This is a genomic window from Ancylobacter aquaticus (genome assembly GCF_004339465.1).
Taxonomy (GTDB): domain Bacteria; phylum Pseudomonadota; class Alphaproteobacteria; order Rhizobiales; family Xanthobacteraceae; genus Ancylobacter; species Ancylobacter aquaticus.
On record NZ_SMFY01000002.1, the window covers coordinates 1,048,205 to 1,071,790 of the forward strand.

The window sequence follows — 23,586 nt, forward strand, 5'->3', positions numbered from 1 at the left end:
TGTCAGAACTCCAGCGGGTCCGGCCCGAAACGGTTCGGACCCGGCGTACCTTTCACCATGAACCAGAAGAAGAGAACGAACACGCCGATGCCGGTGAGGCTGATCAGCAGCCACCAGCCGGTGCGGTCCATGTCGTGGAAGCGCCGAACCCCGACGGCGATCGAGGGGATGAGCAACGCCAGGCCGACCAGCGTGGTGATAGGGGTAAAGGCGCCAATCTCGCCAAAAGTGAGCAGCGAGAATGCCCCGAACAGGGCCGTGTCGATGACGCCGGAAGCGATGTTCACCAGAATGTAGAACACGATGAACCACCAATATTCCGAGCGCGGCGCGCGTCCGGTGAAGGTGGCGTAATTGCCGAGAACGCTGGAAATCGACTGCGTGAAGGTCATGTCTTCCCCCGTGCCCCATTGGCGGTGCGCGCTATTCTTGGCACGAAAGGCGCGCAACGCCAGCCCCGCGTTCGGTAGGGCAGCGGGCTCATCGCAGGGAGGCGCCTATGCAAATTTCCGTAGAAGCCGATCCGAGTGCCGAGGTGCGGGAACGGATCGACCGGGGCCTCGATATCTTCAACGAGACCAAAGCCGGTCCGTTGCAGGGGTCGGAACTTTGGGTCATCGCCCGCGACGACGATGGCGTGGCGACGGCGGGGCTGAAGGCGCGCACCTATTTCGGCTGGATGCACATCGACTGGCTGTGGGTGTCGCCAGAGGCCCGCGGTAGCGGCGTGGGGAGCGCCCTGCTGGGCGCTGCCGAGACGGAGGCCCGCGAGCGCGGCTGCACGGGGGCCCATCTTGAAACCTACAGCTTCCAGGCGCCGGCATTCTACGAGAAGCACGGCTACACACGCTTTGGCCAGATCGAAGATTACCCGCCGGGCCACGCCTGCATCTGGCTCAAGAAACGCTTTTGACCGTCCGCAGGCGCGCGCCTGCCCCCTCACCGTTTCGGTGCCCGCCTTCCGCCCTTGCGATAGCCCTTGGTCATCGGGTCGGGCCGCTCCGGCCGCACCCAGTCCTCCACCCGCAACGGCTCGGTCCGGTCGGTCCCCGGCCCCATGTCGTCGAGCGAGGGCTTGACGATGCGCGAGGCGGCGCGCGGCGCGAGCATGGGCGGCTCGCCCGGCTCATAGGCGGCCTGCGCCTCGTCGGCGCGCGCCCCTGCCCCCCCGGAAACGTGCCCGGGCGACGAGCGCCCGCTGCCCGCCCGGCCACCGCCTTTGCCCTTTTTCTCCGGCATGTTGGCGGAACGGCCATATTTGCGCTCGCCGCGATAGCCGCCGGTGCGGTCGTCGACACTGTCCTGCCGGGTCAGCGGATCATCGGAAATCGCCAACTCGGTGGCCTGCAGCCGCTTGACCTCGTCGCGCAGCCGCGCTGCCTGCTCGAAATCGAGATCGGCTGCCGCCTTGCGCATGCGCTTTTCGAGGTCGGCGATAACGGTGGCGAGATTATTGCCATAGGTGGCGGCGCCCTCGGAAAGACCGGCATCGACCGTCACATGGTCGCGCTCATAAACGCTGTTGAGAATGTCGCCGATCGCCTTCTTCACGCTCTCTGGCGTGATGCCGTGCTCGACATTCCATTCCACCTGCTTGGCCCGGCGACGCTCGGTCTCCGCCATCGCCCGCTCCATCGAGCCGGTAATGTTGTCGGCATACAGCACCACGCGCCCGTCGACATTGCGCGCGGCACGGCCGATGGTCTGGATGAGCGAGGTCTCGGAGCGCAGGAAGCCCTCCTTGTCGGCGTCGAGAATGGCCACGAGCCCGCATTCGGGAATGTCGAGACCCTCGCGCAGCAGGTTGATGCCGATCAGCACGTCGAAGGCGCCGAGGCGCAGGTCGCGAAGGATTTCGATACGCTCGATCGTGTCGATGTCCGAGTGCATGTAGCGCACGCGGATGCCGTTCTCGTGCAGATATTCCGTCAGGTCTTCGGCCATGCGCTTGGTGAGCACCGTCACCAGCGTGCGGTATCCCTGCGCCGCCGTGGCCCGCACCTCGCCAAGCAGGTCATCGACCTGCGTGCGCGCCGGGCGCACCTCGACCTCCGGGTCGACCAGGCCGGTGGGGCGGATGACCTGCTCGACGAAGACGCCGCCGGTGCGCTCCATCTCCCATTTGCCGGGAGTGGCGGAGACATGCACCGTTTGCGGGCGCATCGCCTCCCATTCCTCGAAGCGCAGCGGCCGGTTATCCATACAGCTCGGCAGCCGGAAGCCATATTCCGCCAGCGTCGCCTTGCGGCGAAAGTCGCCGCGATACATGGCGCCGATCTGCGGAATGGTGACGTGGCTCTCGTCGCAGAAGATCAGCGCATTGTCAGGCACATATTCGAACAGGGTCGGCGGCGGCTCGCCCGGCTGGCGGCCGGTGAGCCAGCGCGAATAGTTCTCGATGCCGGCGCAGCTTCCCGTCGCCTCCATCATCTCGATGTCGAAGGTGCAGCGCTGCTCCAGCCGCTGCGCTTCCAGCAGCCGGCCCATGGCGTGCAGTTCGTCGAGACGGTGCTTCAGCTCGGCCTTGATGCCGTGGATGGCCTGGATCAGCGTCGGGCGCGGCGTCACATAGTGCGAATTTGCATAGAGCTTGACGAATTTTAGGTCCTGCGACTTCTGCCCGGTCAGCGGATCGAACTCCTGGATGCTCTCCACCTCGTCGCCGAACAGCGAGATGCGCCAAGCCCGGTCCTCGTAATGCGCCGGGAAGATTTCGATCACGTCGCCGCGCACCCGGAAAGTGCCGCGGCCGAAATCGCCCTGGGTGCGCTTGTACTGCAGCGCCACCAGGTCGGCGAGCAGGGCGCGCTGGTCGATGCGCTCGCCCACCTCGATCTTGAAGGTCATGGAGGCATAGGTCTCGACCGAGCCGATGCCGTAGATGCAGGAGACCGAGGCGACGATGATGACGTCGTCGCGCTCCAGCAGAGAGCGGGTGGCCGAATGGCGCATGCGGTCGATCTGCTCGTTGATCGACGATTCCTTTTCGATGAAGGTGTCGGTGCGCGGCACATAGGCCTCGGGCTGGTAGTAGTCGTAATAAGAGACGAAATACTCCACCGCATTGTCGGGGAAGAAGCTCTTGAACTCGCCATAGAGCTGCGCCGCCAGCGTCTTGTTCGGCGCCAGCACCAGCGCCGGGCGCTGCACGCGCTCGATGACATTGGCCATGGTGAAGGTCTTGCCCGAGCCGGTGACACCGAGCAGCACCTGATCGCGCTCGCCCTCATTGGCCGCCGCCACCAGTTCCTTGATCGCCGCGGGCTGGTCGCCATTGGGCGTGTAGTCGGATTTCAGCTCGAAGCGCACGCCGCCTTCGGACTTTTCCGGTCGCGCGGGGCGATGCGGCGCCCAGAGCTGGCCGTCCACCTCCGGGCGACCGCCCTCGATCAGCGCCGACAGCGCCGCAACCGTGGCGGAGGCGCCCGAAGTCGGCGCCACGCCGAGCTTCTCGGCGAGTGCGGGATCGAGCGTGGCGGATTGCGCGGGCTCGAAGGCGCGCTGGGAGCGCTCGGAAAACCCGCCGGGACGTGCTGCTTTGGCCATGGCGGCAATATGGGGTCAGATTCGGTCGGCGCAAAGGCCTCCTGACAGCTTGTGCAGCGGGCGGCCCTCACGCACGGGCGGCGCCCGCAAGGGCATCAGCTGACGCGCGGATAGGCAGAAGAGAAGCGGCGGCGAAAGCGGCCTTCATGCGGTTCATCGCCTGAAATCAGCTACTTACCTCTAATTTGCACATTTTATAATCACTGGCACGCCTGATGCATACACGATTGTATGCATATGAGCCGAGGCCGTTCGCGGTTGGCTCCAGACGGGGAATGCCCATGCCCGAGACGCTGCTCGCCGCCGAACCCGCCCCCCTGGCCTTCCATCCCGCCCGCACCGCGCTCGTCATTATCGACATGCAGCGCGATTTCCTGGAGCCGGGCGGCTTCGGCGAGACGCTGGGCAATGACGTCTCGCGGCTACAGGCGGCCGTCGCCCCCTGCCAGACCGTGCTCGCCGCTGCCCGCGCCGCCGGCCTGCTGGTCATCCACACCCGCGAGGGCCACCGTCCGGACATGATGGACGCGCCCCCGGCCAAGGTCGAGCGCGGCGTGCCAACGGCGCGCATCGGCTGCGCCGGTCCGATGGGCCGCATCCTGATCCGCGGCGAGCCGGGCCACGACATCATCGCCGAACTCGCCCCCGCCCCCGGCGAACCGGTGCTCGATAAGCCCGGCAAGGGCGCCTTCTACCAGACCGACCTCGAACTGATGCTGAAGAACCGGGGCATCGACACGCTGCTGGTCGCCGGCGTCACCACCGAGGTCTGCGTCCACACCACCATCCGCGAGGGCAATGATCGCGGCTATCGCTGCGTGGCGCTGGCCGATTGCTGCGCCTCCTACATCCCCGAATTCCACCGCGTCGGCCTGGAGATGATCAAGGCGCAGGGCGGAATCTTCGGCTGGGTGTCCGATTCCACCGCCCTACTGGCCGCGCTTGGCAACGACAGAACCTACAGCACGGCGCCCGCCAGCGCCGCCTGATGCCGTCTGCCGCGTCCGGCGCCCGTCGCCGTTTTCACCGCGTCCCGTCATTCGTCCTTGAGGGATACCGAGCATGTCCGCGACTGAAATGACCCCGATCTCGCCCGCCCGCACGGGCATGCGCCCGACCCTTTGGACGCCCGGCGACTGGAACGCCCTGTTCGGCTTCGGCACCAACATCCTCGTCAACATGCTGGTGCTGACCGGCCTGCTGCAATTCGTGCTGAAGATGCCGCCGGAAATTGTCTTCGGCCGCATCCTGCCGGCGGTGGGGCTGATGATGTTCCTCTCCACCGTCTATTACGCCTGGCTCGGCTACCAATTGGCCAAGAAGACCGGCCGGGACGACGTCTGCGCGCTGCCCTCGGGCATTTCCGTGCCGCACATGTTCGTCGTCACCTTCGTCATCATGCTGCCCATCGGCGCCGCCACCGGCGATCCGATCCAGGGCTGGGAGGCAGGCCTCGTCTGGGTGTTCTTCCAGAGCTTCATCCTGATGATCGGCGGCTTCGTCGCGCCCTATATCCGCAGGATCACCCCGCGCGCGGCCCTCCTCGGCACGCTGGCGGGCGTCTCCATCGCCTTCATCGCGATGCGGCCGGCCTTCGAGATCTTCGCCACCCCGGTGATCGGGCTCACCTGCTTCGCCATCATCATGGTGAGCTGGTTCGGCGGGGTGAAATACCCGCGCGGCATCCCCGCCGGCCTCATCGCCATCGCGGTCGGCATGGCCATCGCCTGGGGCTCGAACCTGTTCGGGCTGAACTATGGCGGCATGAGCGTCGACAATGTCGGCGCCGCCTTCACCAATTTCGGCTTCTCCGTGCCGCTGCCGGCCTTCGACCATGTGTTCCACGGATTCGATTATCTCGGCATCATCCTCGTCACCGCCATTCCCTTCGGCATCTACGATCTGGTCGAGGCGATGGACAATGTGGAAAGCGCCGAGGCGGCGGGTGATCACTACCCCACCACCCGGGTGCTTACCGCCGACGGCGTGGTTAGCCTGATCGGCTGCCTGATGGGCAACCCCTTCATCAACGCCGTCTATATCGGCCACCCCGGCTGGAAATCCATGGGCGGGCGCATCGGCTATTCCGCCGCCACCGGGCTGATGGTCATCATCCTGTCCTGGTTCGGCATCATCGCGCTGCTGCTGGCGCTGATCCCGGTCGTCGCCATCTCGCCGATCCTTCTGTACATCGGCATGCTGATCGGGGCGCAGGCGTTCCAGACCACGCCGTCCAAGCACGCCCCGGCCGTGGTGCTGGCGCTCACACCGCACCTTGCCGCCTGGGCCAAGCTGCTGATCGACAATTCGCTCGGCGTCGCCGGCACCTCCGCCGCCGTCCTCGGGCTGGAGAAGCTGGGGCAGGTCGGCGTGCTCTATCACGGGCTGGAGGTGATGGGCGGCGGCGCGATTCTGGTCGGGCTGGTGCTGGGCGCCATCGGCGTGTTCGTAGTGGAACGGCAATTCGTCAATGCCGCCGCGTTTGCCCTTGCCGGCTCGGTTCTCACCTTTTTCGGCTTCATGCATGGGGAAAGCGTCGGATTTGGCGTGACTCCGACGGTAGCATTCGCCTACCTTCTCGTTGCGGGCTTTCTCTTTGCCTGCGCGAAATATGCCGCGCTGGAGGAGGCACCCGCCCTCCAGGCCGCGGACGGGCCGCAGCCTGCACCGGCGGAATGAGTTTTTGCTTCGATGCTGGGGGGTATCGAAGCAGCTTGAGACGGCGCGGCACATCCCTCAGGATGTCCGCGCCGCTCTTGTTTCCGGCCCGTCGCCGGACGGCTCCCGCCCTGTGCCCCGCCTGCGAGGTAGTTCATGTCGTTCCTGCTTTCCTTCGATCCGGCCACGCTTGGCGAACCGGAGGAAACCGCGCCGCTTGCCGAGCGCATCGTCGCTGGCGCGCCGCGTCATCTCACCTGGAACATCGAGACGCTGCCCGACGGCGCCCTGTTCGCCGGCATATGGGAATCCTCCCCCGGCGCCTGGCGGGTGGATTATGAGGAATGGGAGTTCTGCTCCATCCTCACCGGTGTCTCCATCCTGCACGAGGATGGCGAGGCGCCGGTGGCGGTGAAGGCGGGCGACAGTTTCGCGCTGCGGCCGGGCTTCAAGGGTGTGTGGGAAGTCGTCGAGACCACCCGCAAGCACTATGTCATCCGCCTCATCTGAGTACGGTGCCGGAATCCGGCCAAGTGTGGCCTTGCCGTCATTGACCACGCGGCGGGCGCGACGCATCTTCGCCGCACATGATTTAGGAGAAGTGCGATGCGGGCCGACATGAAGGGTGCGACTGGGCGGGCGAAGCGGGCCATGGCGCGGACCGCCACTGGCCTCGCCGTCATCGGCATGCTGGCCGGCTCGCTCGCCAGCGCGCAGGCCGCCAATTTCTTCGAGAAGAACTTCTGGATGTCGGGGCCCAATTACAGCGGCAACGTACCCGCCTGCGACACGCCTTCCGCCCTCGCGAAGATCCAGCGGGATTTCTCCACCACCGAATCACGCTTCTGGAATTCAAGCCTCACCATCGACCGCATTGACCATGTCCGCGAGATCGCCTTCCGGCCTTGGGGCGAGGAATACATGCCGCGCCGCTATTGCCGCGCCGAGGTCATCGTCACCGGCATCGAAGGCACGCCCAGCTTCGGCACCGAGGGCGCGTATGGCAGCGGCGCCTATGGCAGCGGGCCCTATGACGGCACGTCGACCGGCAAGCCCGTGGGCAAGGTCGTCGGCAAGGCCTATGGCGCCCCGCGCTACCATACGGTGTGGTACTCGATTATTGAGGATGGCGGGTTCCTCGGGGCCTCATGGGGCGTCGACTGGTGCGTCGAAGGCTTCGACCGCTCCTGGACCTATGCCCCGAACTGCCGCATGGCGCGTCCGTGAGACTGGCGCGGGCAGCGGGGCTCGCCCTCGCCGCCTTGCTGCTTTGGCCGGCACTGGCCTTCGCCCAGCAGAAGGGTGAACCGGGCCGCTTCGATCATTACGTGCTCGCCCTTTCCTGGTCGCCATCCTATTGCGAGGCGATGGGCGCGCGCGCCGAGCCGGCGCAATGCGCGAGGGCGCGCCCCTTCGCCTTCGTCGTGCACGGGCTCTGGCCGCAATATGGGCGCGGCTGGCCGGAAAGCTGCGTCACCCCCGCGCCCTTCGTGCCCGAGCCGGTGCTGCGCGCCGTGCTCGACATCATGCCGAGCCGCCGGCTGGTGCTGCACCAGTGGCGCAAGCACGGCACCTGCGAGGGGAGCGATTCCGCCGCCTATTTCGCCACGGTCCGCCGCGCCTATGAGCGGGTGACCATCCCGGAAGCGTTCCGCCGCATCGACGACTACCGCATGGTGTCGCCCGGCGAGGTCGAAGCCGCTTTTCGTGCCGCCAATCCGGGGCTGGCGTCGGATATGATCGCCGTCGCCTGCGATAGCCGCCGCCTCACCGAGGTCCGCATCTGCCTCAACCGCTCGCTCGACTTCACCCCCTGCGAGGAGGTGAACCGCCGCGCCTGCCGGGCCAGCCGGGTGGTGATGCCGCCGCTGCGCGAGAGCGCTGGCGCGAAGTAGAGGACCCGATGAACTACCGCCACGCCTTCCATGCCGGCAATTTCGCCGATGTCGTCAAGCATGTCGTGCTGGCGCGCATCCTTGCCTATCTCGGGCGCAAGGATGCCGCCTATCGCGTCATCGACACCCATGCCGGCGCCGGCCTCTACGACCTTCAGGGCGACGAGGCCCGCCGCACCGGCGAGTGGGAGGGCGGCGTCGGCGCGGTACTGCGCGCGCGCTTCACCCCACAGGTCGCCGAACTGCTCGCCCCCTGGCTCGAGGCCGTGCGGGCGGTGAACCCGCCGGCGGCGGACGACGCGACTCTGGCGACGGAACTCTCCCGCTATCCCGGCTCGCCGCTCATCGCCCAGGCGCTCACCCGCGCCCAGGACCGCCTGCTCCTGTGCGAAACCCAGCCCGGCGTTCGGGCGGCACTGGAAGAATCGATCGGCCACGATGTTCGGGCCAAGGTTCTGGCGACCGATGGCTGGCAGGCGCTCAACGCCTATGTGCCGCCCAAAGAGCGGCGGGGCGTCGTGCTGGTCGACCCGCCCTTCGAGGTACAGGGCGAGTTCCACCGCCTCGCGCAGGGACTCGCGGAGGCCCACCGCCGCTGGTCCGGCGGCATCTATCTGCTCTGGTACCCGATCAAGGATGTGCGGGCGGTCGATGGCTTCCGTCGCGAGATCGAGCGCGCCGGCATTCCCAAGACGCTGAACATCCAGTTTGACCTGCGTAGCGTCCGGCAAGCCGACACCATGACCGGCTGTGGCCTGATCGTGGTCAACCCGCCCTTCACCCTCGCTGAGGAACTGCGCACCGTGCTCGGCGCCCTCGCCCCGGTGCTTGCCACCGACGGCACCGGGCGTGTACGGCTCGGCTGGCTGACTCCGGAACGCTGATCCCGCAACGCCGAACCTTCTCCGCCCTCATTATCCGGCATCGGTCTTGCTTCACCCTGCACGGGCAGAGTCGAGCGGCGGATGGATGCGGCCATCCGAGGTAGGGAGCAGGCGCATGGCGACGACGGGCACCGTCAAATTCTTCAACACGGATAAGGGTTACGGCTTCATCCGGCCGGACGATGGCGGGCGCGACGTGTTCGTGCATGTCTCCGCCGTCACCCGCTCGGGCCTCGGCACGCTGGCGGAGGGGCAGCGCGTGAGCTTCGAGATCGAGCCGGACAAGCGCGGCAAGGGCCCAAAGGCCATCGACCTCCAGCCGGCCGACTGATAATCCTGCCGGCCGAAGCTGCGGCGCCGCCGTGGCCGGGCGCAGACGCCGTCGGGCATCCGGCACGCAGGCGTCTGGCCTCAACAGGTGACGGACCCGATGAAGCTTCGCTCCTCCCCGCTGTCCCCGTTCGGGCGCAAGGTCAAGATCGGCGCCATTCTGTGCGACATCCATCTCGATGTCCTGCCGGCCGACACCTCCGATCCCGCCGATACGCTGCGCGAGCAGAACCCGCTCGGCAAGATCCCCGTGCTGCTGCGCAACGACGGACCGGCGATCTATGATTCGCGCGTCATCATCGATTATCTCGATGCGCAGGCCGGCGGCGGCGTGCTCATCCCCGCGAGTGGCGAGGCGCGGGTAACGGCCCTGACGATGCTGGCGCTCAGTGACGGCATTTCCGACGCCGCTCTGCTGCAGATGTATGAAAGCCGCTTCCGCGACCCGGAAACTCACAGCGCCCGCTGGCTCGACCATCAGGCGGGCAAGGTGGCGCGCGGGCTTGCCGCGCTGGAGGCGGCGCCGCCGCAACTGCTGCCGGTCAGCGGCGCCGCGCATGTCGGCGAGATCGCGGCGGCCTGCGCGCTCGGCTATCTCGACCTGCGCTTTGCCGGCGCCTGGCGCGCCGGCCATCCGGCCCTGGTCGCCTGGCTGGACGCCTTTTCCGAGCGTGTGCCTGCTTTCGAGGCAACGACCCCGCAGGTCTGACCCCTCAGGCCTCGCTCCTACAACAAAAAAGGCCCCGGATCGTCGATCCGGGGCCTTTGTCGTCGAGACGCTGTCAGGCGCGCGTCAGAACTTGTAGTTCACGCCAGCGCGGACAATGTTGGACGTCAGGCCGCTCTTGTAGCCGATGCTGTCGTAATAGTCCTCGCCGAGATCCATGTAGAGATACTCGCCCTTGACGGTCCAGTTGTTAGTGAGGGCGTATTCCACGCCGCCACCGACCGTCCAGCCCACCTGGGTCTTGTCCGAGGACAGGCCGAGATAGTTATCACTGATTTCAGTGTGGCCCCAGGCCAGACCGCCGGTCACATACGGCAGCACGTTGCCGAAGGCGTAGCCGAGGCGGGCGCGCACGGTGCCGAAATAGTCCATCTTGGACTCAAAGCCCGCGTAGGAATCCTTGATGTCCGAGCCCTGGAAGTCGGCTTCGGCGCCCAGCACGATGTTGTTCGCGAACTGGTAGTTGACGCCGATCTGGCCGCCGCCGAGGAAGCCCGACGGGTCGAGGCCGATGATTTCGCCGCCACCTTCACCCGAGCCCCAGGCATAGCCGGCATTGGCGCCGAGATAGAAGCCGGTCCAGGTGAACGCCGGCTCGACATACATCGGCTCGGCCTTGGTGGGGTAGGACTGCTGCTGCGGCAGGTCGGCTGCGATGGCGGGCATCGTGGCGAGAAGGGCGACAGCGGCGACGCCCGAGCAGATGATCTTCTTCATAGGTATTCTCCGAAAGAATCCTGAAACCGGGAAGGGCGTCCAGGAAAGGCTTGCGTCTCGGAGACTGAACTAGAAGCCCAGATGGGCATGCCAAGGGCTGGATTGGGGCAGCCCCGCCGCATTTGGCGCCGGCGCCGGAAGCCCACCGCATCGCGAGGGCCCGCAAAGCCTTCTGAGAACTGGATCGGCGCACAAAATACCACACCCATAAAACCACAGGACGCGCAACATTTTCGCCATGATCGCCGTCAGATCGTCGTCGGGTGTGTTTTTGATGTCACAAATCCGGCGAGGGAGTCTTTCAGAAGTACGGACGGGCGCGCCGGATTCGGTGCAAAAACCCGGCGCGCGCCGATCAGAATCGGTAATTCACGCCCGCGCGCACCACATTGGTGCTCATGCCCACATCGCGCGGGCCAAAATAGCTGGCATAGGTCTCCTCGCCGAGGTCGACATAGAGATACTCGCCCTTGACGCTCCAATTGCCACCGATGGCGTATTCGGCGCCGGCACCGATGGTCCAGCCGAAATGGTTGCGGTCGTTGGAAAGGCCGAGTTGCTCATACGTGCCGCCACCATAGGCGAAGCCGCCGGTGCCGTAGACCAGGAACTGGTCGAAGGCGAAGCCCACCCGCGCCCGCACCGTGCCGAAATAGTCCAGCGTGAAGACCGAACTCGATAGGTCCGCATACTGGATGTCGGTTTCCACGCCGAGCACCAGCGGGCCGTTGCCCTGCCAATTGTAGCCGGCCTGCAGACCGCCGAGGAAACCGTCAATGTCGGGCGAGGCATCTGCCGTGCCCCAGCCATAGCCGGCATTGGCGCCGAGATAAAAGCCGGTCCAGGTGAACACCGGCGTCGGTTCATAGGCGACCCCCGCCGGTGCCGGATAGGACATATCCGCCGCAGCGGCGGGAACGGCCATCAGGGCCAAAAGCCCGAGACCTGCGCGGATGCTGTTCTTCATGATCGTCTCCTGGATCTTGGTTCAGCCTGCCAGCCGGCGAGCAGACATCGCCGCTGTTGGGATAAGTTCGACGATTCCATAAAGATGCGGCCGAAATAGTGTCAGAATCCGAAAGGATACATTATGCTTAATGAAAAGTATACGTCATGTATACTTGAATACCGATCGCAATTTCTCCATTGCCGCCGGGTTCACGTGATTCAACAAGGAGAGGTGCCCCGCCAACCGGCGCGCCGATAAAAGGCGACCGGGCCGGCCCGCACGAAAATACCCGATCAGCGGCGGCAATCCTCATCCAGTCACCGGCGCGTGGCGTATTGTCAGCCGGGCGGCACAAAGCCACGCTCCCTTGCCCTCGGACCCGGCGCCTGAACCTGATGACCCTTCCCGCCTCCCCGCCCGCGCCCGACCGCTCCCCAGCCTCCGCCCGTCCTGTCGCACTCGTGACCGGCGGCGCGGTACGGATCGGCCGCGCCATCAGCCTGCGCCTCGCGGAAGAGGGCTACGACATCGCCCTGCATGTGCGCCGCGCCGGGCCGGCGGCCGAGGAGACCCGTGCAGCGATCAGGGAGACGGGCGCGCGCGCGGCCGTCATCGTCGCCGAACTCGCTGACGCCGGGGCGGTGGACGCCGTCATCCCCACTGTAGTGGCGGCGCTGGGGCCGCTCTCTTTGCTGGTCAACAACGCCTCGGAATTCCATCCCGACACCGTCGAGGCGCTCGATCTTGCGGTATGGGAACGGCACATGGCAGTCAATCTGCGCGCGCCGGTGCAACTCGCCCGCGCCTTCGCCGCCCAGTTGCCGGAAGGCGCGTCGGGGGCCATCGTCAACCTCATCGACCAGCGCGTGCTGAAGCCGACGCCGGCCTATTTCTCCTACAGCGTCACCAAGGAGGCGCTGTGGGCGGCGACCCGGATGCTGGCGCAGGCGCTGGCCCCGCGCGTGCGGGTCAATGGCGTCGGCCCGGGCCCGACGCTTGCCAATGAAAGGCAGGGCGCCGACGCCTTCGCCCGCCAGTCCGCCTCAATGCTGCTCGGGCACGGCCCGAGCCCGGAGGAAATCGCCGACGCCGTGGCCTATCTCGCCCGCGCCTCCAGCGTCACCGGGCAGATGATCGCGGTCGATGGCGGCCAGCACCTCGCCTGGCGCACGCCGGACGTGGAGGACGACTGACCGTCAGCGCGCCGGCCGTCAACGCCTGCGCGCGTCGCTCAGCGTGAACCAGCCGATGCTCGTCATCACCAGTGCCGCACCGGCAAGTTCGGCGACGCTGGCCGTCTCGCCGAGGAAGAGCATGGCAAGCACCATGGTGGCCACCGGGCTCACTGTGCTGATCATCGAATTAGCCTGCGCCGAAATGCGCTTGAGCGCCGCGTTCATCAGGAATGTCGGCAGCACGGTGGCGGCGATGGCGACCAATACCGCCAGCATCAGCCCATGCCGCGACACCATCAGCGCCTCGACCGGCCGCATCACCGCGAACTGGCCGATCGCCATGATCGAGGCTGAGATCATGGCGATGCAGGTGAACAGGGCCGAGCCGACCCGTTGCAGCAACGAACGGGCGCAGAGCTGGTAAAGCGCGAAGCTGATCGCCGCCAGCGTCACGAGCGCGGAACCCTTCACCACGTCGGAGCCCATGGCGCTGACATTCTGCAGGAAGATCAGCGCCAGGCCGCCATAGCAGATGGCGAAGGCCAGCATCGCCTTCGGCCGGATCGGCTGGCTAAACAGCAATGCGCCGAACAGCGCGACATAGATCGGATAGGTGAAGAGGATCAGCCGGCTGAACGAGGCGGAGGTGTATTGCAGCCCGGCGAAATCAAGATAGCTGGCCAGCCAGTAGCCCAGCGCGCCCACCAGCATGGACTGCACCACCAGCCGGCCGCTCGGCAACGGCTCGGCCATCCCGCGCAGCCGCAGCAGCGCAAAGGCGCCGATTGCGAGATAGAAGGGCAGCGAGAATGCCATGCGCAGCGCCAGCAGCGTCTCCGGGTCGATCCCCTCGGCATAGGCAAGCTTGATGATTATGCCCTTGGAGGCGAACAGGATTGCCCCGGCGGCGCCAAAGGCGTAGCCGGCCAGAGGCACGGGCGGGTGGGAAGCGGCATCGCCGGATCTGGACATGGTCCGCTCCCTTAGACCCTTTTCCCAGCGCTGACACCGGGCGCCGGCGCATGGCCGGCCAACGCCCGATGCATTTTCGCGCCCTGTGCCATGGCGGGAACACGCGCCGGCAAACGCTACGCCCCCTGTTCGCGGGGACCGCAAATACGTATCTAGGGATTCATGATCGCCCGACCGACCCGCGACGTGCCCGACCTCGACGCCGACGATGCCGACATCGCCGAACTCGACCAGGACACAGCCCTCATTGCCGACCTTGCCGAGGAGGCCGAGCCCGCGCCGGGCTCCGTCGCCATGGGCCGCGCCGCCATTGCGCGCGCCATCAAGCACGCGCCGAACGGCCCCGGCGTCTACCGCATGATCGGCGAAGGCGGCGCGGTGCTCTATGTCGGCAAGGCCAAGAGCATCAAGCGGCGCATCGTCGCCTATACCCGCCCGACTGGGCTGACCGCGCGCATCATGCGGATGGTGGCGGCCACCTCCGAGATGGAATTCGTCTCCACCGGCACCGAGACCGAGGCCTTGCTGCTGGAAGCAAACCTCATCAAGCAGTTGCGCCCACGCTTCAACGTGCTGTTGCGCGACGACAAGTCGTTTCCCTACATTCTCATCACCCGCGACCATGTCTCGCCGCAGATCACCAAGCATCGCGGCGCCCGCAACCGGCCGGGCGACTATTATGGTCCCTTCGCCTCGGTATGGGCCGTGAACCGCACCATCAACGCGCTGCAGAAGGCGTTTCTGGTGCGCTCCTGCTCGGACAGCTTCTACGAGGCCCGCACCCGCCCCTGCCTGCTGTTCCAGATAAAGCGCTGCGCCGGCCCCTGCACCGGCGAGGTGAACCACACCGACTACGCCACCTATGTCACCGAGGCCCGCGACTTCCTTTCCGGCCGCAGCAAGGCGGTGAAGGAGCAGCTGGCGCGCGAGATGGAAGCCGCCTCGCACGAGCTGGAATTCGAGCGCGCCGCCGCCCTGCGCGACCGCCTCGCCGCGCTTTCCGCCGTGCAGGGAACGCAGGGCATCAATCCGCGCTCAGTAGAGGAGGCGGACGTATTCGCTATCCATCAGGAGGGCGGGGCGACCTGCGTGCAGGTGTTCTTTTTCCGCACCGGCCAGAACTGGGGCAACCACGCGCTCTATCCGCGCGCCGACCGGGCGCTGGAAATCGGCGAGGTGCTGGAATCCTTCCTCGCCCAGTTCTACGAGGACAAGCCCTGCCCGCGCCTCGTGCTCATCAGCCACGACATCGCCGAGCGCGAACTATTGGAGGAAGCGCTCTCCACCCGCGCCGGCCACCGGGTGGAAGTCGCGGCGCCAAAGCGCGGCGAGAAGCGCGAACTGGTCGAGCACGCTTTGCAGAACGCCCGCGAGGCGCTCGGCCGCAAATTGGCGGAGAGCGCCAGCCAGACCCGGCTGCTGGAGGAACTCGCCCGCGCCTTCGCGCTCAAGGCGCCGCCCCGGCGGATCGAGGTTTATGACAACAGCCACATCATGGGGTCGAACGCGGTGGGCGGCATGATCGTGGCCGGGCCCGAGGGCTTCGCGAAGAGCCAGTACCGCAAGTTCAACATCCGCTCGACCGAACTGACCCCCGGCGACGATTACGGCATGATGCGCGAAGTTCTGACCCGCCGTTTCTCCCGCCTGCTGAAGGAGAACCCGCGAGCGGTTACTGCCGGCACCGCGTCTGTCTCCGCGGGGGAAGCGGCCCCCTCTCCCGCTCGGGAAGAGAACTGGGGTAAGGGAGAAACCGCGCGGAACGTGGCCAACGCCCTCGCCCTCCCCGACCCGCTCGGCGAGCCGCCTTTCCCCGACGAGGAGGGGGAAGCTCCGGAGGAAGTCTCCGCCGCGTCGTCGACCTGGCCGGACCTGCTACTCATCGATGGCGGCCCCGGCCAGCTGAAGGCGGCGCGCGAGACCCTGGCCGGTCTCGGCGTCACCGACGTGCCGATGGTCGGCGTCGCCAAGGGGCCGGACCGCGATGCCGGCCGCGAGACCTTCTATGCCGATGGCCGCGAGCCCTTTCGGCTGGAGCCGCGCGACCCGGTGCTCTATTTCGTGCAGCGCCTGCGCGACGAGGCGCACCGCTTCGCCATCGGCTCCCACCGCGCCCGTCGCAAGAAAGACATCACCCAGAGCGGCCTGCAGGAAATTCCCGGTATCGGCCCCACGCGCAAACGCGCGCTTCTGCACCATTTCGGAACTCTGAAGGCGATCGAGCGTGCCTCGCTGGCCGATCTTGAGAGCGTGCCCGGGGTGAACGCGGCGATGGCGCGAGCGGTTTATGACTTCTTTCATGCCAAAGCGACATGAAGCGTCTGTCCGGCCATTCCCGTCATGGGATGGCCACAGCCTTGCCGCATCGTGAAAACGCCACGGCAGGCAATGCAATGGTCGCGACGCAATTGACGTAGCTGGCTCGCGTGTTTACCTGCCTGTGAGGGAGCCGGCGCACTATGGTCGATGTTGCATCAAACCCGCAGACGGTACGGGAGCCGGCCAAGGTGACTCGCGGTCACGCCTATTCCTTGCCCAATCTCCTCACCTATGGCCGCTGCGTAGCGGTGCCGCTGGTGGCGGCCTGCCTGTTCTGGTCCGACATACTGGAAGGCGGCGTCTGGCTGCGCTGGGTGGCGGTTGTCATCTATGTCATTGCAGCCGTCACCGATTTCTTCGACGGCTATCTCGCCCGCGCCTGGCAGCAGCAATCGGCCATCGGCCGCATGCTGGACCCGATCGCCGACAAGCTGCTGGTCTCCGCCTCGTTGTTGATGCTCGCCTCGGACGGCACCATTCGCGGCTGGTCGCTCTGGGCGGCGGTGGTGATTCTGTGCCGCGAGATCCTCGTATCGGGCCTGCGCGAATTTCTCGCCGAATTGCGGGTCAGCGTCCCCGTCACCCGCCTCGCCAAATGGAAGACCACCGCACAGCTGGTCGCCGTGGGCGTCCTGCTGGCCGGGCCGGCGGCCGATGTGCTGGTGCCGGGCATCACGCTGTTCGGGATCGGGCTGCTGTGGATCGCGGCGATCCTGACCCTTTATACCGGCTGGGATTATTTCCGCGCCGGTGCCCAGCACCTGATCGGGGACGACACGTGAGGGTGCTCTATTTCGCCTGGGTGCGCGAGCGCATCGGCATCGAGGCGGAGGACATCGATCTGCCGGAAGGCGTCGCCACCGTCGCCGAGCTTGCCGCCTTTCTCGGTGCGCGTGGCGAAGGCTATGCCCATGCCTTCGAGAATCCGCGTATCGTGCGGGCGGCACTCGACCGCCGGCACGCCAAGCCCGACACGGCGCTCGGCGCCGCGCGCGAGATTGCCTTCTTCCCGCCCATGACGGGCGGCTGAACCGGGAGGGCGGAGATGTTCACCGTCCGCATACAGGCGCAGGATTTCGACGCCGCCACCGAGGCCGCAGCCCTGGCGCGCGGGCGCACCGATATCGGCGCGATCGTCACCTTCGCCGGCCTCTGCCGGGCGCAGGACGCCCCGGGCGGCGCGCCGCTCATCGCCCTGACGCTGGAGCATTATCCCGGCATGGCGGAAGAAGAGATCGGCCGTCTGGTCGAACAGGCCCGCGCCCGCTGGCCGCTCATCGGCGCAACGGTCATCCACCGTTATGGCCGCATGGTGCCGGGCGACAACATCGTGCTCGTTGTCACCGCCTCCGCCCACCGCGCCGCCGCCTTCGAGGCGGCGCAGTTCCTGATGGACTGGCTGAAAACGAGCGCACCGTTCTGGAAGATGGAAGAGCGCGACGACGGCACCGGCTGGATCGCCGCCAAGGACGAAGACGACGAGGCGGCCGAACGCTGGGGTTAGGTCCTCCCCGCCGAGAATCGTCATAGCGCACGGCCGCAGGCCGCTCCGGGATCGTCGACAGATGTGAGGCGATCCCGGCGTATCGGGCTGATGACGGAAGAACCTCGCGAACGAAAAATGCCGGCCCTACGACCGGCATTTTCATTCTGCGCTCTGCGCAGCCCTCAGGCCGCCTCGGCCTTTTTCGGCTGCACTTCGGACATGTAGTCCTCCAGCAGCGCCGTGGTGACGGGGCCCGGCTGGAAATGCTGGCCGGCGATCTCGGAGACCGGCGTCACCTCGGCCGCGGTGCCGGTGATGAAGCACTCGTCGAAGCTCGGCAGCTCTTCCGGCATGATCGCCCGCTCAACCACCTCGATGCCGCGCCTCTTGGCGAGCGCGATCACCGTCTGGCGGGTGATGCCGTTCAGGAAGGCATCGGCCTCCGGTGTGTGGATCACCCCGTCCTTGACGAAAAAGACATTGGCGCCGGTGCATTCGGCAACGCGGCCGCGCCAGTCAAGCATAAGCGCGTCGGCGAAGCCCTCGCGCTCGGCTGCGTGCTTGGAGATGGTGCAGATCATGTAGAGACCGGCCGCCTTCGAGGTCGAGGGCGCTGTCAGCGGATCGGGACGGCGGTACTTCGCCATGCCGATGCGGATGCCCTTTAGCCGCTGGGCGGGGTCGAAATAGCTCGGCCATTCCCACGCCGCGATGGCGAGGTGAATCTGGTTGTTCTGCGCCGAGACGCCCATCATGTCTGAGCCGCGCCAAGCGACGGGGCGCAGATACGCGTCGACCAGCTTCTGCCGCGACAGCAGTTCGCGGCAGGCGGCGTTGATCTCATCGTCGCCATAGGGAATCTGGAAATCAAGGAGCTCGGCGCTGTGCCTCAGCCGCGCCGTGTGCTCGTCCAGCTTGAAGATCTCGCCGCCATAGGCGCGCTCGCCCTCGAAGACGCAGCTGCCATAATGCAGCCCGTGGGTCAGTACATGGACCTGCGCGTCCTGCCAGGGCACGAAGGCGCCGTCATACCAGATCCAACCGCTGCGTTTGTCGAAAGGTTCGCTCGCCATGGTAAGTCTCCCAACCGGGGCGCCGACGCGCCATGGGAGGCGCCGGAGCCCTTCTGTTTCCTTCGGCATGGTGGCTACGGCCTGTCAGGCGAGAGCGCAACGCTTTGCCTCGCGGCCGAAGTCCCGTTATCGTCGCAGCTCTGTAAGTGCGAGCGCGACTCTATCCTGTTCCGAGGCGGATCGGGCGACTAGCCGAACGATCCTTTCGTTGAACGGGACATCTGGGTAACGATCATAACGAAAAAAGTCAACATGGCTGACATAAATGTCTCGCTGACAGCGCGCACCGGCAAGAGCGAGCCGGGGGCCGCCGCGCGCCTGTCCCCTGCCCCGGAAGGCGAGCCGATGCTCGACCTGATCGAGCTTCTGTTCTTCGCCTATCGCAACTTTGTCAGCGATCCCGACGAGATCCTGCACGGCTTCGGCTTCGGCCGGGCGCATCACCGGGTGCTGCATTTCGTCAACCGGCATCCCGGCATGCGCGTCACCGACCTCTTGGATATCCTGCGCATCACCAAGCAGAGCCTCGGCCGGGTGCTGCGAGAACTGGTCGACCAGGGCTTCATCGACAGCCGCGCCGGCGCCTCCGACCGCCGCCAGCGGCTGCTCTACCTCACGCCGAAGGGCGAGGCGCTGACGCAGGAATTCGTCGCCATCCAATCCCGGCGCCTGCGCCGCGCGCTGGAGGAGAGCGGCAGCGAGTCGCGCGATGTCGTGCGCCGCTTTCTTGTCGCCATGATCGACCCGGAAGATCGCAGCCCGACCGAGAAGCTGATCGCCCGCGCCGACCAGGCCGTGGAGGCGCGCGGCGCCACCCGCAGCCGGCCGGCCGGCTGACGGGGAGGATCGCCATGCTCGACGCCCGCCACAGCCCGGTCGCGGCCGCAAGGGAAGCCCGCACCATGCCTGCCGACGACGCCTTCCACCTGCTCATCGTCGACGACGACCGGCGCATCCGCGACCTGCTGTCGCGCTTTCTCAGCGAGCATGGCTACCGCGTCACCACGGCGGAATCGGGGGCCGACGCCCGCGCCCGCCTCGCTGGCCTCACGTTCGACCTGCTCATTCTCGACGTGATGATGCCGGGCGAGACCGGCTTCGAGCTCGCCCGGGGCGTGCGGGAGACGTCTTCCGTGCCGATCCTCATGCTCACCGCCCGCTCCGAGGCCGGCGACCGTATCGAGGGGCTGGAGACCGGCGCCGACGACTACCTTTCCAAGCCGTTTGAGCCGCGCGAATTGCTGCTGCGGATCGGCAACATCATCAAGCGCTCGGCCACCCCGCCGGCGCAGGCCATCGAGACGGTGCGCTTCGGCCCGTTCAGCTTCCATCTGGCGCGCGGCGAACTGACCCGCGAGGGCGAGTTGGTGCGCCTTACCGACCGCGAGCGCGACATGCTGCGGGTGCTCGGCGAGGCGCCGGGCCAGACGGTGCCGCGCCAGGACCTCGTGGCCCCCGGCGTTGCCGCCGGCGACCGGGCGGTGGACGTGCAGGTGAACCGGCTCCGCCGCAAGATCGAGCGCGACCCGGCCAATCCCGCCTATGTGCAGACGGTGCGCGGCGTCGGCTACCGGCTGGTCGTCGCGCCTTGAGCGCGCTGGACACCAGCGTCGTCGGCGCCGCCCGCGCCCGCCTTCGCCTGACCCAGCGCCGCATGCGCGAGAACAATGCCCGCTTCGGCGCGTGGTTCAACCGCATCATGCCGAAGGGGCTGTTCGCCCGCTCGCTGATCATCATCGTCACCCCGGTGGTGATCCTGCAATCGGTGCTCGCCTTCGTCTTCATGGAGCGGCACTACAACACCGTAACGCGCCGGCTGTCGGCGGCCGTGTCGCAGGACATCACCGCTGTCACCCAGCTCGCCCTCGCCTTCCCAACCGAGGAGGACCAGGAGCGGATCAAGCGCATCGCCCAGATCACCATGGGCCTGACTGTGGACTTCCTGCCGGGCGAGCGCCTGCCGCCGCCCGGTCCCAAACCCTTCTTCTCCACCCTCGATTCCGCCTTCACCGGCGAACTGGCGAAGCGGCTGCACCGCCCGTTCTGGACCGACACCGTGGGCAACTCGAACCTGATAGAGGTGCGGGTGCAGATGGACGGCATGGTGCTGCGGGTCTTCGCCCGCCGCAGCCAGGCCTATCTCTCCAACTCGCACATCTTCCTTGTGTGGATGGTCGGCACAGCGCTGGTGCTGATGGCGGTCGCCATCCTGTTCCTGCGCAACCAGATCAAGCCGATCGAGGCGCTGGCCGATGCCGCCATCGCCTTCGGCAAGGGCCGCGACGTCGCCGGCTTCCGCCCGCGCGGGGCGCGCGAGGTGCGCGGCGCGGCGCTGGCCTTCCTCGAGATGAAGCGGCGGATCGAGCGGCAGATCGAGCAGCGCACCACCATGCTGGCCGGCGTCAGCCATGACATGCGGACCATTCTCACCCGCTTCAAGCTGGAGCTGGCGCTGCTGGGCGACAGCGCCGACACCGAGGCGCTGCGCAAGGATGTCGACGATCTCCAGAGCATGCTCGAAGCCTATCTCGCCTTCGCCCGCGAGGACGTCGCGGAACCGCCGGCGCTGGCGGACATGGCCCGGTTGATCGAGGAAGCGCGGGTCAATGCCGAGCGTCAGGGCGCGAAGGTCAGCGCCAGCTACACCGGCGACCCCATGGTGATGGTACGGGTCGACGCCTTCCGCCGCTGCCTTGCCAATCTGGTCGGCAATGCCGGTCGTCACGCCTCGCGCATCGAGATAGCGGGCTCGCGCGACGAGCGGTGGCTCACCATCGCCGTCGATGATGACGGCCCCGGCATCGCCGCGGAGTTGCGCGAGGACGTGTTCCGCCCGTTCTTCCGGCTGGATGAAGCGCGCAACCAGGACGCCGGCGGCTCGGGTCTTGGTCTCACCATCGCCCGCGACGCCGCCCGCGCCCATGGCGGCGACGTTATCCTCGGCGAGAGCGCCCTTGGCGGCCTGCGCGCGGCGATCCGGATTCCGGTTTAGCGACCATCTAGCCGCGCTGTAGCGCCAACCTCGCCCCGAGCCCGATCAGCAGCCCGCCGCCGAGCCGCTGCGCCCACAGCCGCAGCCGATCCGAACTGCGCAGGCGCCGCACGATCACCCCGGCCATGCACACGCACACCAGATCGGCGGCAGTGAATATCGCGTTCACCAGTGTGCCGAGGATCAGCAGTTGCGCCCACAGCGGCAGCGTCGCCGACGCATCGGTGAACTGGGGCAGGAAGGCGATGAAGAACAGCGCGGTCTTCGGGTTCAGTACCTCGACGGCGACGCTCTCGGCGAAGGCGCGCCGCGTCGCCCTTGCCGGAGTTGCCTCGCCAAGGCGGAGCGCACCGCGCCGGCACAGGAGGCGCAGCCCGAGAATGACGAGATAGGCGGCGCCGAGGAGTTTCACGGCGAGATAGAGCACCGGCACGGCGGCGAACAGGGCCGACAGGCCGAGAGCCGCGGCCAGCACATGGACATAGCCGCCGAGGTGGATGCCGAGCGCGGCCATCAGCCCGGCTCGCCGCCCGTGCCCCAGAGTCTGGGCCGCCGCATAGAGCATGGCAGGGCCGGGCATGTAGGCATAGATCGCGGCGGCGGCGAAGAAAGCGGCCATCAACTCCAGCGAGGGCACGGCTAGCCCCTCAGAACAGCCGCGCGCCGTTAGGCACCTCCTGGTCCGGCTTGAACAGCACCACGGCGCCATCCTCGTCGGGGAAGCCGAGGGTGAGCACCTCGGACATGATCGGGCCAATCTGGCGCGACGGGAAGTTCACTACCGCCGCCACCTGCCGCCCGATTAGATCCTCTGCGGCGTAATGGGTCGTGATCTGCGCCGAGGACTTCTTGCAACCGATGTGCGGTCCGAAATCAATCACCAGCTTGAGCGCCGGCTTGCGCGCCTCGGGAAACGGCTCGGCCTGGATGATGGTCCCGACGCGGATGTCGACCTTAAGGAAATCGCCGAAGGTGATCTGTTCGAGGGGGGCAAGGCTCACGGCAGGCTCCTCAAGGCTGGGCGTGCAGGGATGGGCATGACGGAGGGCGCGCGCAGCCCATTCTAAGACCGGACTACTGGAGGCGCGGTGCCGACCCTGTCAAGCGGGCGCCGGTGCCTCCGGCGCCGCCGACGATCCCTCGGTTGGCTCCGCCCCGGCGGCCTTGCCTGCGCGCGCCCGTCGCCCGCCTGTGGCAAGGCAGACCGCGCCCTCGATCAGGCCGAGCGCCCGCTCGCCGCGCGCCAGTTCCCTGTCGAGGGCCGCCATGGTGCGTGCCAGTGCGGGGTCCTCGTCGGTGAGGAAGGTCTGCAGCACCCGCGCAAACACCAGCGCCAGCCCCTGCGCCCGCACCGCACCCTTGAGGCCGGCGGTGTCGATCCTGGCCGCCGCCAACATCCATTGCTGCGAGCGGACGGAAAGCTTGTTCAGCGCCAGCCCGAAGAACGGGTTGCGCCGTGCCGAGTCCGCCAGCGAGCGGATCGCCGGCCTGTGCGGCGCCAGCACGTCGAGCCGGCGCATCAGCACATCGAAAAGCCGGTCCTTGGCCGGCTCGTCTGCCATGTCGTCGCTGGAAGGGGCGAGCACCTTGGCATCGACCTCGCGCAGGAAGCCGGCCAGCATGTCGAAAGTGGAGCCGAAAGAAGCGCGCAGTTCGGAAAGCGGAAGCTTCGCCTCGTCCGCCACCTCGCCGAGGCTAATGCGATCGAACGGCTTGCGGGCCAGCAGCCGCATGAAACTGTCGAGGGCGAGCGCGCGCGTCTCGCTCGGTTTGTCGGCGCTCGCTTTCGTTCCCGGGGAGCGTGCCATGATGACCTCCTGTCCTGAACGTTGCTTCACCTCAATGTAAGGCGTGCCCCGGCCA

The 23,586-nt window shown here is 67.0% G+C and carries 26 protein-coding genes; 17 read left to right on the forward strand and 9 right to left on the reverse strand.

The window, feature by feature from the left end; translation table 11 throughout:
* Positions 1-2: 2 nt before the first annotated feature.
* Positions 3-392 carry a DUF805 domain-containing protein gene (locus EV667_RS14390; protein WP_131835994.1) on the reverse strand — a complete coding sequence of 130 codons (390 nt, stop codon included), beginning with the start codon at positions 390-392 and terminating at the stop codon, positions 3-5.
* 107 nt (positions 393-499) lie between these two features.
* On the opposite strand from EV667_RS14390, the gene EV667_RS14395 reads away from it, so the two are divergent.
* A complete protein-coding gene (locus tag EV667_RS14395; protein WP_131835995.1) occupies positions 500-913 on the forward strand; it encodes a GNAT family N-acetyltransferase in 414 nt (137 codons plus the stop codon).
* Between the two features lie 26 nt (positions 914-939).
* Here the strand turns inward: EV667_RS14395 and uvrB are convergent, their stop codons facing one another.
* Positions 940-3,546, reverse strand: a complete 2,607-nt coding sequence (gene uvrB / locus EV667_RS14400; RefSeq protein WP_131835996.1) for an excinuclease ABC subunit UvrB — start codon at positions 3,544-3,546, stop codon at positions 940-942.
* Positions 3,547-3,821: 275 nt separating this feature from the next.
* Between uvrB and EV667_RS14405 the strand changes: the two genes are divergently transcribed.
* From EV667_RS14405 to EV667_RS14440, 8 genes are all read left to right on the forward strand, one after another.
* Positions 3,822-4,535 (forward strand): cysteine hydrolase family protein, encoded by a 714-nt coding sequence (locus EV667_RS14405; protein ID WP_131835997.1) that lies wholly within the window; start codon positions 3,822-3,824, stop codon positions 4,533-4,535.
* 73 nt (positions 4,536-4,608) lie between these two features.
* Positions 4,609-6,225, forward strand: coding sequence for a regulator (locus tag EV667_RS14410; RefSeq protein WP_131835998.1), 1,617 nt, complete (start codon positions 4,609-4,611; stop codon positions 6,223-6,225).
* Positions 6,226-6,360: 135 nt separating this feature from the next.
* Positions 6,361-6,714: a cupin domain-containing protein gene (locus tag EV667_RS14415; RefSeq protein ID WP_131835999.1), complete on the forward strand. Its 354-nt coding sequence runs from the start codon at positions 6,361-6,363 to the stop codon at positions 6,712-6,714.
* A gap of 96 nt (positions 6,715-6,810) precedes the next feature.
* A complete protein-coding gene (locus tag EV667_RS14420; protein ID WP_131836000.1) occupies positions 6,811-7,431 on the forward strand; it encodes a hypothetical protein in 621 nt (206 codons plus the stop codon).
* Positions 7,428-8,099 carry a ribonuclease T2 family protein gene (locus EV667_RS14425; RefSeq protein ID WP_165901614.1) on the forward strand — a complete coding sequence of 224 codons (672 nt, stop codon included), beginning with the start codon at positions 7,428-7,430 and terminating at the stop codon, positions 8,097-8,099. The genes EV667_RS14420 and EV667_RS14425 overlap by 4 nt, the downstream gene beginning before the upstream one ends.
* 8 nt (positions 8,100-8,107) lie before the next feature.
* Complete coding sequence (locus EV667_RS14430) at positions 8,108-8,983, forward strand: 23S rRNA (adenine(2030)-N(6))-methyltransferase RlmJ (RefSeq protein ID WP_131836001.1); 876 nt, start codon at positions 8,108-8,110, stop codon at positions 8,981-8,983.
* A gap of 115 nt (positions 8,984-9,098) precedes the next feature.
* A complete protein-coding gene (locus EV667_RS14435; protein ID WP_131836002.1) occupies positions 9,099-9,314 on the forward strand; it encodes a cold-shock protein in 216 nt (71 codons plus the stop codon).
* 99 nt (positions 9,315-9,413) lie between these two features.
* A complete protein-coding gene (locus EV667_RS14440) occupies positions 9,414-10,022 on the forward strand; it encodes a glutathione S-transferase family protein (RefSeq protein ID WP_131836003.1) in 609 nt (202 codons plus the stop codon).
* Positions 10,023-10,106: 84 nt separating this feature from the next.
* On the opposite strand, the gene EV667_RS14445 is transcribed toward EV667_RS14440, so the two are convergent.
* Positions 10,107-10,757 carry an outer membrane protein gene (locus EV667_RS14445; RefSeq protein ID WP_131836004.1) on the reverse strand — a complete coding sequence of 217 codons (651 nt, stop codon included), beginning with the start codon at positions 10,755-10,757 and terminating at the stop codon, positions 10,107-10,109.
* A 355-nt stretch (positions 10,758-11,112) separates the two neighbouring features.
* Positions 11,113-11,724, reverse strand: a complete 612-nt coding sequence (locus tag EV667_RS14450) for an outer membrane protein (RefSeq protein WP_245516152.1) — start codon at positions 11,722-11,724, stop codon at positions 11,113-11,115.
* Positions 11,725-12,101: 377 nt separating this feature from the next.
* Between EV667_RS14450 and EV667_RS14455 the strand changes: the two genes are divergently transcribed.
* A complete protein-coding gene (locus EV667_RS14455) occupies positions 12,102-12,899 on the forward strand; it encodes an SDR family oxidoreductase (protein WP_131836005.1) in 798 nt (265 codons plus the stop codon).
* An 18-nt stretch (positions 12,900-12,917) separates the two neighbouring features.
* On the opposite strand, the gene EV667_RS14460 is transcribed toward EV667_RS14455, so the two are convergent.
* The gene (locus EV667_RS14460; protein ID WP_131836006.1) at positions 12,918-13,853 is read right to left on the reverse strand and encodes a DMT family transporter; all 936 of its coding nucleotides are present in this window, start codon (positions 13,851-13,853) and stop codon (positions 12,918-12,920) included.
* Positions 13,854-14,015: 162 nt separating this feature from the next.
* Here EV667_RS14460 and uvrC point away from each other — a divergent pair, with 162 nt between their 5' ends.
* The 4 genes from uvrC to EV667_RS14480 all read left to right on the forward strand — a co-directional run bounded on the left by uvrC (position 14,016) and on the right by EV667_RS14480 (position 17,676).
* The gene (gene uvrC, locus EV667_RS14465; RefSeq protein WP_131836007.1) at positions 14,016-16,169 is read left to right on the forward strand and encodes an excinuclease ABC subunit UvrC; all 2,154 of its coding nucleotides are present in this window, start codon (positions 14,016-14,018) and stop codon (positions 16,167-16,169) included.
* Between the two features lie 143 nt (positions 16,170-16,312).
* Positions 16,313-16,954 (forward strand): CDP-diacylglycerol--glycerol-3-phosphate 3-phosphatidyltransferase, encoded by a 642-nt coding sequence (gene pgsA, locus EV667_RS14470; RefSeq protein WP_245516153.1) that lies wholly within the window; start codon positions 16,313-16,315, stop codon positions 16,952-16,954.
* Positions 16,951-17,202 (forward strand): molybdopterin converting factor subunit 1, encoded by a 252-nt coding sequence (moaD, locus tag EV667_RS14475; RefSeq protein WP_131836008.1) that lies wholly within the window; start codon positions 16,951-16,953, stop codon positions 17,200-17,202. Before pgsA ends, moaD begins: the two co-directional genes overlap by 4 nt.
* 15 nt (positions 17,203-17,217) lie before the next feature.
* Positions 17,218-17,676: a molybdenum cofactor biosynthesis protein MoaE gene (locus EV667_RS14480; protein WP_131836009.1), complete on the forward strand. Its 459-nt coding sequence runs from the start codon at positions 17,218-17,220 to the stop codon at positions 17,674-17,676.
* 164 nt (positions 17,677-17,840) lie between these two features.
* Here the strand turns inward: EV667_RS14480 and EV667_RS14485 are convergent, their stop codons facing one another.
* Positions 17,841-18,731, reverse strand: a complete 891-nt coding sequence (locus EV667_RS14485) for a branched-chain amino acid aminotransferase (protein ID WP_131836010.1) — start codon at positions 18,729-18,731, stop codon at positions 17,841-17,843.
* A 252-nt stretch (positions 18,732-18,983) separates the two neighbouring features.
* Here EV667_RS14485 and EV667_RS14490 point away from each other — a divergent pair, with 252 nt between their 5' ends.
* From EV667_RS14490 to EV667_RS14500, 3 genes are read left to right on the forward strand one after another with little or no spacing between them, the layout of a single operon-like run.
* The gene (locus tag EV667_RS14490) at positions 18,984-19,568 is read left to right on the forward strand and encodes a MarR family winged helix-turn-helix transcriptional regulator (protein ID WP_131836011.1); all 585 of its coding nucleotides are present in this window, start codon (positions 18,984-18,986) and stop codon (positions 19,566-19,568) included.
* Positions 19,569-19,582: 14 nt separating this feature from the next.
* Entirely contained in the window at positions 19,583-20,323 is a 741-nt protein-coding gene (locus EV667_RS14495; RefSeq protein ID WP_131836012.1) for a response regulator, read from the forward strand.
* Positions 20,320-21,723, forward strand: a complete 1,404-nt coding sequence (locus EV667_RS14500) for an ATP-binding protein (RefSeq protein WP_131836013.1) — start codon at positions 20,320-20,322, stop codon at positions 21,721-21,723. The genes EV667_RS14495 and EV667_RS14500 overlap by 4 nt, the downstream gene beginning before the upstream one ends.
* A gap of 7 nt (positions 21,724-21,730) precedes the next feature.
* Here EV667_RS14500 and EV667_RS14505 read toward each other — a convergent pair whose 3' ends face one another.
* The 3 genes from EV667_RS14505 to EV667_RS14515 all read right to left on the reverse strand — a co-directional run bounded on the left by EV667_RS14505 (position 21,731) and on the right by EV667_RS14515 (position 23,531).
* Positions 21,731-22,360 carry a LysE family translocator gene (locus EV667_RS14505; protein ID WP_207907751.1) on the reverse strand — a complete coding sequence of 210 codons (630 nt, stop codon included), beginning with the start codon at positions 22,358-22,360 and terminating at the stop codon, positions 21,731-21,733.
* A gap of 10 nt (positions 22,361-22,370) precedes the next feature.
* The gene (locus EV667_RS14510; RefSeq protein ID WP_131836014.1) at positions 22,371-22,724 is read right to left on the reverse strand and encodes a tRNA-binding protein; all 354 of its coding nucleotides are present in this window, start codon (positions 22,722-22,724) and stop codon (positions 22,371-22,373) included.
* Between the two features lie 99 nt (positions 22,725-22,823).
* Positions 22,824-23,531: a PTS sugar transporter subunit IIB gene (locus EV667_RS14515; protein ID WP_131836015.1), complete on the reverse strand. Its 708-nt coding sequence runs from the start codon at positions 23,529-23,531 to the stop codon at positions 22,824-22,826.
* Positions 23,532-23,586 lie beyond the last annotated feature (55 nt).